This window comes from Pararobbsia alpina (assembly GCF_965118125.1).
Classification (GTDB): Bacteria; Pseudomonadota; Gammaproteobacteria; order Burkholderiales; family Burkholderiaceae; genus Pararobbsia; species Pararobbsia alpina_A.
This window is the reverse complement of sequence record NZ_OZ221288.1, coordinates 1,167,709-1,184,634: the sequence shown is the minus strand read 5'-3', so window position 1 is coordinate 1,184,634 and position 16,926 is coordinate 1,167,709. Positions and strand designations below refer to the sequence as shown.

The 16,926-nt window shown below is 60.9% G+C and carries 11 protein-coding genes; 7 read left to right on the top strand and 4 right to left on the bottom strand.

Features of this window, described 5'->3' with window-relative positions; translation table 11 throughout:
* Positions 1-305 precede the first annotated feature (305 nt).
* From ACMFWR_RS23425 to ACMFWR_RS23415, 3 genes are all read left to right on the top strand, one after another.
* Complete coding sequence (locus ACMFWR_RS23425) at positions 306-3,710, top strand: autotransporter outer membrane beta-barrel domain-containing protein (protein WP_413197078.1); 3,405 nt, start codon at positions 306-308, stop codon at positions 3,708-3,710.
* Between the two features lie 601 nt (positions 3,711-4,311).
* Positions 4,312-5,334, top strand: coding sequence for a PRC-barrel domain-containing protein (locus ACMFWR_RS23420; RefSeq protein ID WP_413197077.1), 1,023 nt, complete (start codon positions 4,312-4,314; stop codon positions 5,332-5,334).
* Positions 5,335-5,337: 3 nt separating this feature from the next.
* The gene (locus ACMFWR_RS23415) at positions 5,338-6,570 is read left to right on the top strand and encodes an MFS transporter (RefSeq protein ID WP_413197076.1); all 1,233 of its coding nucleotides are present in this window, start codon (positions 5,338-5,340) and stop codon (positions 6,568-6,570) included.
* A 49-nt stretch (positions 6,571-6,619) separates the two neighbouring features.
* Here ACMFWR_RS23415 and trhA read toward each other — a convergent pair whose 3' ends face one another.
* Positions 6,620-7,282, bottom strand: coding sequence for a PAQR family membrane homeostasis protein TrhA (trhA, locus tag ACMFWR_RS23410; protein ID WP_413197075.1), 663 nt, complete (start codon positions 7,280-7,282; stop codon positions 6,620-6,622).
* A 464-nt stretch (positions 7,283-7,746) separates the two neighbouring features.
* Between trhA and ACMFWR_RS23405 the strand changes: the two genes are divergently transcribed.
* On the top strand, positions 7,747-8,253 hold the full coding sequence (locus ACMFWR_RS23405) for a transglycosylase SLT domain-containing protein (protein WP_413197074.1): 507 nt from the start codon (positions 7,747-7,749) through the stop codon (positions 8,251-8,253).
* Here the strand turns inward: ACMFWR_RS23405 and ACMFWR_RS23400 are convergent.
* The 3 genes from ACMFWR_RS23400 to ACMFWR_RS23390 form a co-directional block, all read right to left on the bottom strand.
* On the bottom strand, positions 8,247-9,539 hold the full coding sequence (locus ACMFWR_RS23400) for a D-tagatose-bisphosphate aldolase, class II, non-catalytic subunit (RefSeq protein ID WP_413197073.1): 1,293 nt from the start codon (positions 9,537-9,539) through the stop codon (positions 8,247-8,249). The genes ACMFWR_RS23405 and ACMFWR_RS23400 overlap by 7 nt on opposite strands.
* Positions 9,532-10,515 (bottom strand): sugar kinase, encoded by a 984-nt coding sequence (locus ACMFWR_RS23395; protein WP_413197072.1) that lies wholly within the window; start codon positions 10,513-10,515, stop codon positions 9,532-9,534. Before ACMFWR_RS23395 ends, ACMFWR_RS23400 begins: the two co-directional genes overlap by 8 nt.
* A 99-nt stretch (positions 10,516-10,614) precedes the next feature.
* Entirely contained in the window at positions 10,615-11,448 is an 834-nt protein-coding gene (locus ACMFWR_RS23390; RefSeq protein WP_413197071.1) for a DeoR/GlpR family DNA-binding transcription regulator, read from the bottom strand.
* 713 nt (positions 11,449-12,161) lie between these two features.
* On the opposite strand from ACMFWR_RS23390, the gene ACMFWR_RS23385 reads away from it, so the two are divergent.
* The 3 genes from ACMFWR_RS23385 to ACMFWR_RS23375 all read left to right on the top strand — a co-directional run bounded on the left by ACMFWR_RS23385 (position 12,162) and on the right by ACMFWR_RS23375 (position 16,885).
* Positions 12,162-12,302: a hypothetical protein gene (locus tag ACMFWR_RS23385; RefSeq protein ID WP_413197070.1), complete on the top strand. Its 141-nt coding sequence runs from the start codon at positions 12,162-12,164 to the stop codon at positions 12,300-12,302.
* Between the two features lie 505 nt (positions 12,303-12,807).
* A complete protein-coding gene (locus tag ACMFWR_RS23380) occupies positions 12,808-14,892 on the top strand; it encodes a filamentous hemagglutinin N-terminal domain-containing protein (RefSeq protein ID WP_413197069.1) in 2,085 nt (694 codons plus the stop codon).
* A 241-nt stretch (positions 14,893-15,133) separates the two neighbouring features.
* The gene (locus ACMFWR_RS23375) at positions 15,134-16,885 is read left to right on the top strand and encodes a ShlB/FhaC/HecB family hemolysin secretion/activation protein (RefSeq protein WP_413197330.1); all 1,752 of its coding nucleotides are present in this window, start codon (positions 15,134-15,136) and stop codon (positions 16,883-16,885) included.
* Positions 16,886-16,926 lie beyond the last annotated feature (41 nt).

Below are 16,926 nucleotides of genomic sequence, written 5' to 3'. Positions count from 1 at the left end.
GGGCCGCGCGTTTCCTAAAAGTCATTGCATCGGATGGCTGGAAGCCAGATAGCGCCCACGCGTTTTTCGCAAATTTCAGACTGTTCCTACGTTGCCATCGACCTGCGCTGATATGGATTCGTGTCTCGATTTGGCACATTTCGCGCGGACGGTTGAGTTGACGATTTGGACGTGCAATTCGAGCCGTTGGATCGAACTTCAAAACGGCGGCGAAAATGCAACAGATCGTGATACGCAGGGCGCGGCGAGCGGGAGATGTGCGACGAGCGGGAGATGCGCGGCGAAGGGTGCCGGTGAGGCAGGGTGTGAGTCGACCCATCTGGGCCGCGTGGCCTGTGCCGCTTTGGCGACGCGAGGTCGTGGTCGCGATTCTCACGGCGTCGGTGGCTTTCGACGTACGTGCGGGGGAAGAGGTGCTGCCCGAGCTTCCGGAGTTGCCGATTCCGTATCTCGACCTGCAGCGTAAGGAGCAAGTCCGCACGAGCGGCGGCCGGTATTTCGCCACGGAAGTGGGACCGATGAAGTCTGCGATCCGGATGTCCGGGCCGAAGGTGAAGCTCGATATCACGGATGCCGATCTTTACGTCTATTTCGCATTGGCGAACGGGATCTACACGCGCAAGGGTGCGACGGCGGACGGGCATGTGTTGCGTGCCACCACGACCCAGCGCGAGGCGCATGCATTTGCGGCCGACGGTGCCACGACGCGTGTTGAACGCAGCGTGGTCAAGACGCGTGCGGAGGATGCGTATGGACTCTTCGCGACGCAGTCCCTGGGATATGTGCGTGCCTTGGGCGGTTCGATTTCGACGATGGGTGTGCATGCCTACGGCGCGCGTTCGACCGAGGGTGCGAAGCTCGAGATTGGCGCGGCAGTGCGGGCCGACGGAACGGTCGAGCGCGCGAGAATCGTGACGCAGGCTTCGCACGCCGCTGCTCTCGTGGTCGACCGAGGCGCTGAACTCATTGCGCGCGGGGTCGATCTTGAAACATACGGATCCGACTCGCCCGCACTCGTCGTCGATCAGGCTCGAGCCACGCTGGCCGATGCGACGTTGAAAGTCGACGTTCGCAATATGCCGTTGATTGTCGTACGCAACGATGCGTCGCTGACCGTCGGCGCGATGCGGGTTGAGCTTGGCGAACGCCTTGATCCGGTTTTTCGAGTTGATGCGGGCTCAGCGTTGACCTTTGGCGAGGGCGCGCGCGTGCGTGCTCCCGTGGTCGTGTCGGTGGTGAATTCGCAGATTGGACCGAAGGGGGCAGTGGGTGACGCAGGTACTGCGACGCGTGACGGTGGCGCGGCAGGGCGATCGGGCGCACATATCACCGTCGGCGATCGCGCTCAGGTGGAAGGCGATATCGAGATCCTCACGAACGAGCCGGCCCGGCTCGAGGTCCGTGATCGCGGCGAATTCCATGGCGCATGGGCGGGACACGTTGCGCTGGATGTCGCGAGTAACGGACGCGTTGTGCTGCCTGAGTCGGCGCGCGTGGACGCATTGTCGAACATCGGCGGCGTTGTCGAGTTCGACGACGCCGCGCCTGCCCGGCAAGCGTTGGTTATCGACGGCGGCCTGACCGGGAAGGATGCGGACGTCAGCGCGAGGACGGCATCCGAATCGGAAAACGAGGTTGGCTCGAGTGCCAGCCCAAGCGCGGGTGCGAGTGTCGGCACAGGTGTTGGTGCTGGCGCGTTTCGCTTGCGTACGCTCCTCAACGTCGGCGGCAGGCTCGACACGCAAAAGACAGACCGCGTGCTGATCTCGGGTGACGTGAAGGGTGTGCATGTGATCGACGTCGTTGTGGCGGGCGATGGTGCACAGACCGACGTCAATGGTGACGGCGTGATTCAGGCAACCGAAGGCATTTCGCTGATACAGGTCAGAGGCAGGGCGTCGCCGCAGAGTTTTGTGTTGCCGGGTGGGATCTTGGCCGCTGGCCCCTATCAATACGAACTGATGGCTTTCGCACCCGGAACGAGCCACGCGTCGCAGCGGCTGGTGTCTGGTGATGAGGGTTTCTGGGACTTTCGTCTCGCCACGAAAAAGGCGCCGGACCCTGTTGCAGATACTGGCGATGCGAGTGCGCCGCCCGCCGAACCGATGCCTGCGGACGAAACACCGGCAGAACTCCCCATCGTGGAAGTGCCACCGGTAGAAGTACCGCCTGCGGAGGTGCCACCCGTAGAAGTACCGCCTGTCGAAGCGCCGCCTGTCGAAGCGCCGCCGGTGGAAGCACCGCCTGTCGAAGCGCCGCCGGTGGAAGCACCGCCTGTGGAAGTACCGCCCGCGGAAGCACCTCCCGTGGAAACACCACCTGTGGAAGTACCGCCCGCGGAAGCACCTCCCGTGGAAACACCACCTGTGGAAGCACCGCCCGCGGAAGCACCGCCTGCGGAAGTGCCACCCGTAGAAGCACCGCCCGTAGAAGTACCGCCTGTGGAAGTCCCACCCGCGGAAACACCTCCCGTGGAAACACCGCCTGTGGAAACACCGCCTGTGGAAGCACCTCCCGCGGAAGCACCTCCCGTGGAAGCACCGCCTGCTGAACCGCCGGCCACAGAAGCTGACGATTCCAGCGACGTACCTGGCGATGATTCCAAGGACGAAGCCGAGAGCCATACGCATGTGCACGCTTCGGTGCCGGTCGCGCCGCAGCCTGAGTCGCCTCATGCCGCAAGCTACGTGTCACTGCCGCTCGCGACGGCACAGATGCTCCAGAACGCCCTACTGAGCTGGAGTGTGCCGGAAACCGCGTCGCTTGCCACTGATGATGGCGACGTCGCCTCGTCGCATGCGTCAAACACCTTCGTCGGCGTATTCGGTAGTCGAGCCCGATATCGTGGCGCAGTGACGATGAACGCCGCCGGCCCACAAGCCGGGCGCGGACTCGAATTCAACAGTACGCAACGAGGTCTGCAACTCGGTCTTTCAGTCTACGAAGCACGCCAGGCGCATGGATCGATACGTGTCGATGTCGGACTCAGTTTCGCCGAGGCAACGACTCACGGCGTGGCGATCGATCAGAGCTTGGCCTTGGCCACGACATCGAGCGAGCCCAACCCGACCGGCACGAGCGCGACCGATCGTGCGCGCATTCGTGCCGCAGGCCTGGGCATCCAGCTCGTACATCGACATCATCATCGCGACCACAGCGCGCAGCACGCCTATGGCTTCTATGAGCGCGCCATCGTTAAAGTCGACTCGCTGTCCTTCAATGTCCGGAATGGCCCGAACGACGTGTTCGCGTCAGGCGGACTCGCTGTATCTGCACTGGGAGAGATCGGCCTCACGATTCCGATGCCCTACGGCTTGCATGTGTCGCCTGCGCTGACCGTCTCCTATCTCGATCTGCGGATGGGAGACACCGTCGACCGAGACGGCTACGTCGTTCACTCAGACGTTCAGCGCGCCACGGCGGCCCGACTGAATGCGAAACTCGTCCGTCCCGTGCTGACCCATGGCGCAAAGCTGATGCCCTATATAAAGACAGGTGTAGCCGTAAGCGCGGGTCCGCCGATGTCACAGCGCATCGGTGAAACGGTGTACTCGGGCATGCCAGCCGGTCCGTCGTGGAATGTAGGACTGGGCGTGGCGGGCCGGCTCGGCAAGCAAACCGCAGTGCGCATCGACATCGAGGTCGACAACGCCTTCAGCCAAGGCTTCAGCGCCACGCGGGCGGAGGGTGGGGTGACCTGGCTGTTTTGAATTGCATCGCAAACCCGTGTGATTCGATCCCTTGCCCGGTGTGTTGAAAGGACAGCAGGGGCAGCTCGTTTCGTTTAAAGCCGCGCTGTGCCGGTTCCGGCGCAGCGTGTCCCAAAGTCGTGCTGCGCCAGCCTCTGCGCAGCCTTCTCCCGAAGTCGCACCGCTTGAGCGTGCGTCGCCTCTTTCTACAAATCGGGCCATTCCCCGACCTGAACCGATTTACATGCGTTTCCATACAACCCTGCAAAACAGCAACTAACAGCCAACGCCCCCAACCCGTCCGCGAGATGCGTTCCGCATGCATTTCGCTTACAACGCCAATACCAGACAGCTAGCAGACAGATCAACCCTGCGGGGAAGCGAATCCCGCAGGGCAGGCACTTAACTAGCTTCTTTCCCGCAGAATCGACTACCATGCGTGGTCCGAAGCGCCTGCACGGCTGCGTCTGAGCGCGGCGTGCCCGCAATGTCGCGCCTCCGGCGCCCTGCGTATGTACGCGTCAATTGCCGACTTTTCTCGAGGATCGTCCGGCACTCGTCCGCATCGGGCTCAACCCGTGCAGACGGGCACGACGCGCCCTCGATATGGGAGTGTGTCTCGATGACTGGTGGTTTAGCGCGTCTGGTTGCGCGTTGGTATGTCCCGGCATTGTTGTTATTGCTCGTCTTGTCGGGTTGCAGCCTGTTTGAGCGTCAACCTGCCCCGATTGTCGAGGTGCCGCCTTGTCCGGCGTCCGATGCCTGCGTTGAAACGATTCCGCAGCCCGCGTCGGAACCGGTCGTCGTCGCCGAGCCCACCCCGGAACCCGAGGAAGCACCCGAGACGCCGCAGCATCCGCGCAAACCGCATCGCGTTGTGCCCAAGCCCCAGCCGGCACCGCCGCCGCCTGTGGCACCGCCGCCGCCTCCGCCACCTCCGCCGCCGCCACTGGTGACGGTGCGCCGTCTCACGCCGGAGCAATCGCATGGCCTGCTGGATGCTGAGGTCGAACGACCGGACGGCAAGGTCATCGGCCGCGTTGTCGACATGGTCGTCAACACCAAGGGCCAGCCCAACGAAATCATCGTCAACCTCAACGGCTTCCTCGGGGTCGGCGATCGCAAGATGAATTTCCCGCTCACCGTGTTCCGATTCAACAGCACGGCGAGCCGAAAAGTACCGATCACGCTGAACGTGCCGAACGGCGCGCCGCCCGCCGCCGCGCAGGTCAAGCCGAAGACACAAGCCAACGCGCCCGAGCCGATCACGCTCGATATGTCCGATTCGAAGGCATTCCGCAAGGACGGCAATCGGGTGGGTCGCGTTGTCGATGTGCTGATCGACGGCGCCGCGCAGCCGCAGGCGGTCGTGCTCGACGTGAGCAACTCGATCGGTCATGACGTGCGCAATATCGCCGTCAACTGGTCGTCGCTGATGTTCGTTCAGAAAGATAAAGAGCTGCAGTTGCAGCTCGATATGTCCGATGCGCAGGTCAAGGCTTCGCCGGCCTACCAGTCGGACAAACCGGTCGATGCAGTGTCGCCGGTTGTCGCACAGCCAACGCAGCCCACGAACGCTGCCGCAGCCCCCGCATCCGGGGCCTCGGCGGTAGACACGGCTTCCTCAACACGCTCGCCTCGATAAAACATGGCAAATGCACGAAGTCTGCGAGCGCTCGACTGGCTGAATTTCTTCATCGCCGATGTTCAAACCGGCTTTGGACCTTTCATCGCGTCGTACCTCGCCTCCAAAAAATGGACGCAGGGCGAAATTGGCCTGATGCTCAGCGTCGGCACGATCACCGCCATGGCCAGCCAGATTCCTGGCGGGATCCTGATCGATGCGCTGCCCGGCAAGCGTGGCGCCGCCGCGGCCGCAATCGGTGCGTTGATCTTTAGCGCGCTGCTGCTCGGCATCAGCCCGACCTGGCTGCCCGTGTTGACCGCAGAGATCTTTCACGGCTTTGCGAGTTGTATGCTGACGCCGGCCATCGCCGCCATTTCGTTCGCGCTCGTCGGTCGCATGGACCTGGGCGACCGGCTGGGGCGCAATGCGCGCTTCGCGTCGATCGGCAGCGCCGTAGCCGCGCTTCTGATGGGGTTGTTCGGTCAATACGTCTCGGTCCGCTCGATCTTCTGGCTCACGGCTGCGTTGGCGGTGCCCGCGCTCTTTGCGCTGAGCATGATCGAGCACGCGCGCATCGATACCCCGCTGCCGAAAGACACTAAGGAAGCCGAAGAGAGCAGTTCCCGCGAGACCTTGCGTGAGCTGCTTCGCGACAAGCGCCTGCTGATTTTTGCGGTCTGCGTGATTCTGTTCCACCTCTCGAATGCCGCGATGCTGAACCTCGCAGCGGGCGATGTGACGGCGCATATGGGCGACAACGTCCAGCTCGTGATTGCCGCGTGCATCGTCGTGCCGCAGATGGTGGTCGCTGCGTTGTCGCCGTGGGTTGGGCGTTCGGCGCAGAAGTGGGGACGCCGGCCGATCATGCTGCTGGGCTTTTCGGCTTTGCCACTGCGCGCGTTGTTGTTTGCCGGCGTGACGTCGCCGTACCTGCTCGTGCCGGTTCAGGCGCTGGATGGCCTGAGCGCCGCGGTATTCGGCGTGATGCTGCCGCTGATCGCCGTCGACGTCGGCGGTGACAAGGGGCGCTACAACCTGTGTATCGGGGTGTTTGGTCTTGCAGCGGGGATTGGCGCGACGCTGAGCACGTCGCTGGCGGGTTTTGCGGCCGACAAGTTTGGCGACAAGCTGGCCTTCCTGGGGCTTGCCGCAGCGGGTGCACTTGCGGTCTTGCTCGTGTGGGCCGCGATGCCCGAGACGCGAGACAGCGGTCTGAAGAAGTCCGACGCGGCACAACCCGCAGTCGAGTCGTAATGTCGTAAGGTCAGGAAGTTGCGCTGCACAGGCGGCGCAACTTCTTCAATCACACGATCTTCGGAATCGCCGCATAGCCTGCCACTGCTGCGAAATGGCAGATCGAGCCGGCCAGCACGAACAGATGCCAGACGAAGTGTGCGAACTTGAAGCGGCTGTCGAGCAGATAGAACACCACGCCAATCGTATAAGCGATGCCACCGGCGACGAGCCACGCAATGCCTGCCGCGGGCACGTGCGCGATCAACGGGCCGAGCGCGAACAGCACAAGCCAGCCCATGACGAGATACAGCGACGTCGTGATGTAGGGATGCGACAGCACATTGAACCCGCGCATCAGCACACCGATCAACGCGAGCGTCCACACCGCAACCAGCAGCGCCATCCCCCAGTCACCGCGTAGCACGCCCAACGTAAAGGGCGTGTACGTTCCCGCGATAAACAGGTAAATCGCGCAGTAATCGAGCTTCATGAAGATCTGCTTCGCGCGCCCTTCGGCGAGCGCGTGATAGATCGCCGACGTGACATAGAGCAGCGACATCGTCACCGCATAGACGATCAGGCCGACGATATCGCCGGCTGTGCCCATATGCTTTCCGAAGATCATGACGAGCACGAGCCCGACAATGCCGATAACGAACCCGCTGCCGTGACTGATGCTATTGGCGATTTCTTCGCCGCGGGTTTGAGGACGGGGTAGTACGCGTGCCATATTTCAACCTGTCAAACGAACGACTGAATCACAAGACCTAGGGTCAATTGTCGCGGAGTTAAATACGCTTGTCAGTGTAGCGGCATACGTTACCCGACCCGATCAAGACCCGACTCGCGACCGGAAATTCCTTCGGTGCGCAATCGGAAAGCCCTTCAACTCTGAAGGGTTACTCCCCGCAGGAATTACCGGCAATTTCCGCCACCCCCACGCGAGCCCTGTATTTACGGGTTTTTCCGTGCGCTAGCCCACAGACCGAAATCCCATTAAATGGTCATCCGGTCTCAGGGATTCAACCCAATAGCCAGTCATTTTGATGCCGTTATAATCGCGGCTCCATTGGACCACGCCGAGTTATGCGACGAATCCTTTGCCTTTTTGCCCTCGCGCTCGGGTTGTCCCAGGGAGCGATGGCAGAGCAGACTGAGCCGGTTCATGTCACGTTGGCTGAACGAACCGAACGAGTGTCCGCACTGCTTGCCGAGAAATTCGGCGTTGCGCGTGCGAAAGCGGATCTGATTGCCGACGCTGTGATGAAGTCGGCATCGAAGTATTCGCTTCCTCCCTCAGTGCTGCTGGCGATCATCACCGTTGAATCGCGCTTTCGCGAGAAAGCGCGTGGAGCCAATGGCGCCACCGGTCTGATGCAAGTCGTGCCGTCTTCGCACCGCCAGCTTGTGAAGGGCAAAGACCTGACCGAGCCGACCGTTAATATCGATACCGGCTCCGCGATTCTGCATGGCTATGTCGACTCTGCCGGTGGCGATGTCGAATCGGGCTTGCGCAGTTATGGCGGCAGAAACTACGTCGCCAAGGTCAGCAATCAGGCCAAGCTCTTCGAAGCCAACCTGGTTGATGCACCGATCACACCCGAAGCCACCACGGCGTCGTCTACGCCGACCGACTCCGCAGGCGACAGCAACGTGCCGCCGCTCGTGGTCGGATCACCGGTCTCGATCGATATTCATTGATCATCTGCAACACACGCAGATGCATATTCGCCGATCACCTCGCGAATCTTGTGCTCGACGATGCTCGCCGGCAACGCATCGATTTCCCTGCGCCGCAGTGCCCAATACTGATTCGGCAATGACTGGCTCAGCGCGTTTTCGGGCACGCCGATCGCAGTGAGGTTGTCGATTAGTTTCTTTGCCGCCGCCTGAATCTCCGCATCGGCCCAGTAATAGCGAATGCGATCGCTGTAGCTGAAGATCCGCAGCTGACGCTGCTGCATCGCGTCGCCGTGATAATACTTTTCCCAGTAGCCCGGCTTCTCGAGCATCACACGCTCGACGACATCGCGCAGACGTGAACTGGCCGCCGGCTCGATCAGCTCCGATTCGATATCCGCGAGCGCGAACAGCGCTTCACGCATTGCGAACGTCACGCCCGGACCGACCTTCAGAATCGCAAACCCATCACGCACCAGCGCGCGAAGTGCTTCGGGTGTCTGATAGTCAGTCGAATGCGCCTCGAAGACCATGCCCGGCAACGCATTGAGCGTGCGCGACAATTCCGTCGCATGCTCGGGCCGATAGTCCACCACACGCGTGTGATCGAATTCGACGCCCGGTTGCACGACCAGTGCGACCACGCGTGGCCACGCAGCGTCGAGGCCACGAGCGTCCCACGCGGCGCGATGAATCGCCGCTGTTTCGAGTGCCGCAGCTCGGTTCGTGACTTCGACGGTGCTGAGCGCTTCGGCCGCGCCGCCCGGCACCGGTACTTCGGTACCAATCACATACACCGGCCGTACTTTGAGACCCTCGCGGTCGACCGCCGCTTCGGCGACCGCACACAGGCGCGCCGCGCGTTCCGCAACGACCTCGTCGGGCAAGCGGGACGGATCGTCCGCGCAACTCATGCTCGTGTCGAGGTGGATCTTCGTGAAGCCTGCAGCGGCGTACGCATCGATCAGTGCTTCAGCGCGCTGCATGGCTTCGTTCGAATGCAGCGAACGCCATGCATTCGGGCCCAGATGGTCCCCGCCGAGAATCAGGTCCTTGTGCGGAAACTCGACCGAGTCCGCGAGCTGGTGCACGAAGGCCACAAAGTCCTTGGGCGTCATGCCCGTATAGCCGCCGTATTGATCGACCTGGTTTGAGGTCGACTCGATCAGCAACGGCGTGCCCTCGGCCTTTGCGTGTTTCAACGCAGCTTCGAGCACCCATGGATGCGCCGAACAGATCGCGTACACACCACGCAGGCGGGCCGAAGCGGGGTGATTGTTGGACAGTCGCGCGACAAAATCAGTCATGGTTGGACTCCGATTGCTCGAGTAGCGCGTCGAGTTCAGCGTACGAACCCGTGCCTTCCATCGGACCGCGGAACGTCACGGCGCGTGCACCGCTTGCGCTTGCGTATCGTAGCGCGCGCTCGATATCCATGCCCTGCGTACGCGATGCGACATATGTCGCGCCGAAGCAGTCGCCCGCACCCGTCGGATCGATCTCTTCGACCGCGAGGGCAGGGACCGAAATCTCCTGTTTGCCGTCATAGAAGCTGCACCCATCCTTGCCGCGCTTGACGACGACTTCGCGCACACCACGCTCGAGCAGTTCATCGATTGCACCGCGCTCCGTCTTCGCGTTGGCCAGTAGCGTGACTTCATGACCGCTCGGCAGAAACACATCCGTGTAGTCGAGGATGAAATCGAGCGCCTCGCGCATTTCGGGAATACGCAGCATCTCCTTGCGGATATTCGGATCGAAGCTCACGGTGCCGCCATTGGCCTTGACCGTTTCGATGACCTTTTTCATGGCCTCGATGATCCTGAACGAAAACAGCGACGAGCCCATGACATGAAAGTGTCCACACTGGCGCAGCACGTCTTCACGCAGTTGCGCGACAGACAAATGGCCCGACGCGCTATTCGTGATGTTGAAAATAAAGTCGCGCTCGCCGTCCGCGCGATAGGTCACGAAGGCACTGCCGGTCGTCGCGCCCTTGATGACCGCGATGCCGGACACATCGACACCGTCCTTGCGCAGCCGCTCGACATTCAGCGTACCGAAGTCGTCTTCACCGACGCAGCCGATCATCGCGCACGGGCTACCCAGGCGCGCGACCTGATCGATAAAGATCGCGGGCGCGCCACTCGCGTAGGGCCCGATCAGCGTACCCGGTTCGCGAAAACTCTGACCCCGTTCGGTGGCCATGATTTCGACAAGGATTTCGCCCATCGTCAGGATCTGACCGGATGGGGAGAAGGCGTTCGAGTCGGACTTAGGCATGACGTTGGTTCGCTTGAAGATCGATGCAGACAGCGCCAGGGGTCACGATACCCTTGACGATGACGAGGTAGAAGTAGGGAACATCGAGCTGACTCAGATTCATGCGCGTTGTTCCGACGGAGTTGTCGCTTTGCGGAATTCGAGAATTCCGTCTTCTTTGTGATGCAGGGCGAGGTGCCGTTTGAGGAACACCTCGCGCGCGGCAGGGTCGAGTCCGTCGTCGACGATCACGCCGTCGAGTTCGTCGATCGAGCCGAAGACATGACCGTCGTCAGGCGTCGCGTGCGCGTGCCATGCGACGACCAGAGTGTGAGTGGCCGCGCGGATCCCGGCTTGAAAGACTCGCGCCAGAGCAGGGCTTGCACAGAGCAGATTGCCGTCCGCGTCGATCCCCGACGCCTGAAGAATGCAGAGTTCGAACGAGCGCGCGCTGACGCTGCGCTCCGCATCGGGCCCGGTCATGACTGTCGCATCCGGTTCGATGAGACCGCCGGTGAGCTGGAGTTCACAGCGCACGAAGCGTTGCGCGGTCTGGACCATTGCGATGTCGTTGAGCAGCAGCGCGAGGTTGTCGCGGTTCGCGAGCAGGGGAAGGATCTTGTGCGTGATCTCACCGGCGCCGAGCATGACTGACTGGTGATCGCCAACCCAATCGGCTGCGAGGCCGGCAATCGCCATTTCCGAAGCCTTGCGAGTCGGCCCTTCGGCGGGAGCCGTGAGCACGCCGTCGCCGGTGCGTTGCGGCAGGTAGCGCGCCTTGCCGAACGCACGAACGAGATAGCTCTGCTGCTCGAGGTAATTGAGGTCCGTGCGGATCGTGACGCTCGACACATCGAACGCCTGAGCGAGCTCGTCAACCGACACCTCGCCGCGCTTGCGCACGAGTTCGACGATCTGCAGCCGCCTGCGCAGCGAACTTTTGTTGGCCTGCATCGCCTGTCCTGGGAATCGATTACTTTCGTTTGGAAAGACTTTAGTTTCGAAATGAAGATTTGTCAAAGGGGGTTTGGGGAGGTAGCGCGGGGAGCGCGCGGGAAACGCCCGTCTGGAGGGGGCCCGGCGATTTTCCGGTCGAAATCAGCTTCAGGCAGTTGCTGAGCTGATGCGCGGCGCTCGGCCTGAAACTTCGACTGGGCGAGCGCGTGCGCTCGGATCCGGCCAACAAGGCGGACTGGTGACATGCGCAGACGAGCGCATTGTGCAAATCGAGAAATGATCGGGGGGCAACCATCTCGATTTCTAACTGTGCCGATAAGGCGCGCACTTTGTGTATGGACGTTGTTCGTATCGTAAGTCCCTCAGGGTGCGCGGAGATCAACGCAAATCACGGACTAACCTGATGACCAAGAGACCAATGCCACCCCCGCTCCCGAAGGGACCCGCACTAACGCCGGAGCAAAACCGGCAATTGCTCGCGTTCTTCAAAGAGCAAGCAAGGCTCACCATCGAGGAAAGCAAAGCGCCATTGATGAGGCAAGTGGCGGTTCGTAGTCCGTCGGGTGGTCATATGCTTGTGACTGTGCCTGTCGATGAGGGGAGGCACGGGTCCCAACCCGTAGCAAAAGATGGCAAATGAAATGACTAAGAGACCGAAGCTTTCGATCTAGCCTAAGGGGCCTGAACTAACGCCGGAACAAAATCGCCAATTGCTCGAATTCTTCAAAGCGCAGGCTAAACGCATGATCGAACTGGGCGAAGCGCCGCTGATGCGTCAGATAGCGGTTCCTAGTCCATCGGGTGGCTACATGCTTGTGACCGTACCGGAAGATGGCGGGTATCGCCGCTGAAACTAGTTTGTACGAGCAGCAGTGAAAGTCGACGTGCTCTTTTGGGGGCGCGTCGACGGAGATTCCCTCGCATCCTCGGTCGCTGCGGCGAAGGGCCCCCGTAGCGCGGTGCGATCGCACGCAGGTACGTGGTAACTCCTGCAAATGCGAAATCATGCGTGCAATGCGCATGAAAATGCCGTCGCTCGATTCACATCTTTGTAATGCGCAATTAGAGAAATGTTTCTAATTCGTGACAGTGCACACCCACCCTCGCCATGACCCGCGCCCGCCAAGCGTTTCGCCCACTGACGAAACCGTCAATTTGGCTGATGAAAACGGGTTACTTTGTATTTGTCTAAAGATTCAAAATTCTTCGCCGTAACCGGGAGTAAGGATGGTCGCCGGAAGAGCGGCCAAAAAATACACATATAAACAAAGACCAATCGTGGGTTCGTGTTCGCCGCGCGCTATGCGACAGGGGTTCGCATGCCGTTGTTTTCGTTTCGTTTCTGGCATTCGTTGTTTGACGATCGTCGGGTTTGTGCTGCCATCAGTCAGCGGCTTTGCTGCGGGCATCGTGCCCGATGGGCAGACCGCGACGACAGTCACCACAAATCCAAACGGTCGTCAGGTCGTGACGATCGCCACACCTGCTACTGGGGTTTCGAATAACACCTATTCGAGCTTCAACGTATCGGCCGCAGGTGCATCCCTCGACAACACTGCCGCCAACGCGCGACTGATCGTCAATCAAGTCACCAGCACGAACCCGAGTGTGATTCAGGGTGATATCTCCGTGCTCGGTCCTCGCGCGAATGTGATTCTCGCAAACCCCAACGGCATCACGGTCAACGGCGGCAGCTTTACCAACGTCGGCCATATGGCGCTCGCGACCGGGCTCGTCACTATCCCGTCGAATCTCAGCAACGCGCAGCCCTACGTCACGCTTAACACTACGAAAGGCTCGATCATTGTCGGCTCGTCGGGTATGGCCGGCACGTTGATCGGCCTCGAACTGATCGCGAAGACGATTCAAGTCAACGGCCCGATCACGAATCAGTTTTCTTCATCGACCGCAGGCGTGCGGTTGATCGGGGGTGCAAGCCAGATCTCGGTGGATTCCGGCCTCTCGCCAACCGATAACAACAATGACTGGCTCAGCATTGCGAACCAAACACTCGCGAATCCAAATGCAATCGCCATCGATGTGACCGGCGCCGGCAGCATTACAAGTGGCCACGTTCAACTGATCGTCACCGAGCAGGGTGCTGGCGTTAAACACGAAGGCACGATCCTCGCCAATGCGGGCGACTTCGATATCTCGAGTAACGGCACGGTTGAATTCACGAGCACGTCAACCGCAACGGCGGCGGGCAATCTTGGTATCACGGCGACTGACTCGATCGCTGTGAACGGTGCCATGCTCAAAGGCAATACTGCGACGTTCGCGTCAGGCGGCACGACGACGTTTAACGGCGGCAACCTGATCACGACGAACGGTATCGACTTCAACGTCGGCAATTTCGTCGCGCAGAACGACGGCGCCAACGAATCAACGATCGCTTCGTCGCAAGCGGGTGTCGTCATCGACGCAAGCGGCAACATTACGAACACAAGCAGCCTGATCCAGGGCGCTGTCCGCACTGCGGGGGATACCGCTTCGCATGGAGCCGTCACGCTGAACGCTGGCGGCAATATCCTGAACACATCGGTGCCGCAAAACGCATTCGGTGTGCTGTTCGGACAGAACGACGATGTGTCGATCACCGCAGCGGGCGACATCACGAATCACGCGGGTCGTGTGCTCTCGAACGAGAACGTCGTCATTACGGCGCAGGGCGACTTTGCGAACACCCTCGACGAAGTCACGGGGCAACCCGGGACAAACCAGCCGTCGATCACATCCTATTCGGATAGCAGCACGCGATTGCTTGTCTTCTCGCATCACGAGAACGGCGTCACGATCAACTACGGCTCCATCAGCGACGCGAATCAGGTGCCCTACATTAGCGCCGACGCCGGATCCGTCACGATCTCCGCGCGCAATGTCAGCAACACGGGCGGCGTGATTCAAAGCAACGACGGCAATATCTCGATCACCGCACAGCAAAGCATTGCGAACCTCGGCGCTTTCGCCGGGCAGGCGAGTTTCAGTGAATGGTGCTTCTTCGTGTGCCACCGAAGCGCGTCGAGCAGTATCCAGGCATACGGTGGCCAAATTCAGGCGGGCGGTGACATTGCGCTAAGCGCTGGTCAGTCGATCTCGAATGTTGGTGGCAACGTCATAGCCGGTGGCAACCTCACACTGTCGGCGCCAACGGTCACTGCGAGCGGTGTACCCGGCTACACGAGCTACAACCGCAATCGCAGCCTGAAAGAATGGTTTGGCAGTTCGTGGGCCGCGATTTTTGCGGCCGACGTCGGTGGCCTGTTCGACGCTGGAACGGGCACGCTGACGATCGACGGCGAAGGTGTGATCGATGGGGGTTCGTTCGTCGGCGCGAGAGGTGTCGTCGCAAGTCACGGCATCGTGACACAGCACGTGCCGTATCACCAGCCGATTACGATCGACAACTCGCTCGGGCTCATTTCATTGATTGGACTGTGAAATGAGATCTCGAAGCGCACATATTGAAGCACTCGTGGCGGCGAAAGCCTGTCGATGGGGTCGGACGACCATCGATCTCGCACGTCACAAGCCTGCACGCCACGATCAGCTGTACCGCGATCAGGAACGCTACAACCAGGAACGCTACGGCCGGGCGTGTCACAACGAAGCTCGAACGATTTCGAGAGCAGTCAAGCCGGCCGCCGCATGGGTGTTGACCCTCGCGCTTGCGCAGTCCGCGATGTCGCAAACCTTGCCGCCATCGCTCCCGGTCCCGGCACTCCCGCCTCCGACCTTGCCAGCCATTCCGGCTCGCCAGGAGCAGGATCCGGCCCAGCGTCTGCTTCAAGAGCAGAAGGACCGCGCACGTCAGCGAGAAATCGACCAATCGCCGCCGCAGATCTCCGCACCTTCGCTGCCGTCGTTCCCGGATTTACCGCCGGGTGCAGACGTCGAGACGATGCCTGAAACCGGGTCGACCTTTCTCGTCGACAAAATTGATTTTTCCGGCGAGACCGTGCTGAGCGCAGGTCGTCTGCAAGACGTCGTCACCCCATTTCTGCACAAGCAACTCGGTCGCAACCGCATCAATCTTCTGTTGCGTCGCCTCACGCAGGCCTATATCGACGCAGGCTACATCACGACTCGGGCCTACCTCGGACAGCAGAATCTGGCGAGCGGCACGTTGGTCGTGACGATCGTACCCGGACGCATCGAAGCGTTCATGCTGAACGGCGCGGCATTGCGACCGACCGATCCGAAGGAGCACTGGTACCAGCATCATGGCGGAGGTCTGCTCACGGACGCAGGGACAGCATGGGCTTTCCCGCCGTCGACCGGGGATGTCTTGCGCTTGCCTGATCTTGAACAAGGCGTGGATCAGATCAATCGCCTGCGGCGCAACCAGGCCGAGATACAAATCTTGCCAGGCCAGGCAAGCGGCGATTCGATCGTCAGCGTGACGAACAAGTACAGCGGCCCATTCAGCTATGCGCTTGGCATAGACAACTACGGCAGTCAGGCGACAGGTCGCCTGCGCTATCGCGGCAGCCTGGAGGCCGACAACCTGATCGGACTTCAAGAGTCGTTGTCGTTGAGCTTTGTCGGCAGCGACAACACGAATGCACTGGTGTTCTCGACCGCTGTGCCGTATGGCAATCAGACCTTCAGCTACACGAGCTCGTTGTCCGAGTATCAGGAAGTGATCGGTGGAACCGCGCTGCTCTGGGGACGAACGCTAAGCCAGATTCTCGGATGGAACGATGTGCTCTATCGAAGCAAAACGGGACGTCTCAGTGTCGACGCAACGTTCACCAAGATGCGCACCGACCGCACCGTCAACGAGAGCGATCTCGATCCGCAGAATCTGACCGTCGCACGCGTTGCCTTGAGCGCATTGCATCACTTCACGGCCAATGGTGCCGATGCAGCGATCTCCGTCGAAGGTGGCGTCACACGCGGGATGCCCTGGCTTGATGCCTCACGCGACGCACCCGACATTTCGGGTGAAGACGCTCATAGCCAGTTCACCAAGTACGACACGAGCGCCACGCTGACGCTGCCTTTGCCGCACGTGCTCGATCACGCATTCGTCTATCGCTCGAGTCTCAACGCGCAATACAGCCACGTAGCGCTGTTCGATTCGCAACAGATCTTCCTGGGTGGCATGGATACCGTGCGCGGCTTTCTCGAAGGCGGCATCAGCGGTGACAGCGGGTTTTATATGCGCAACGAGATCGCATGGGGCGATGCGCCTGTGCTTCATAACGTGCGCTGGGAACCGTATGTGTTCTTCGACGGCGGAAAGGCGCACCTGAATGCACAGGGTGGCTGGCCCACGCTCGCAGGTACGGGTATCGGCGCGCGGGCTCAGTGGAAGGCCTGGTCGCACGACATGTCGTGCGAGGTACTCATTGGTCGCGCGATACAACAACCGAATTCGCTGGGATCGAAGGCAAGTGTCGCGCTGGCGACATTGAATTTTTCGGGGTAGGGGTGCACGTCCCTGAGGACGTAGCCAGATACCTGGTGCAA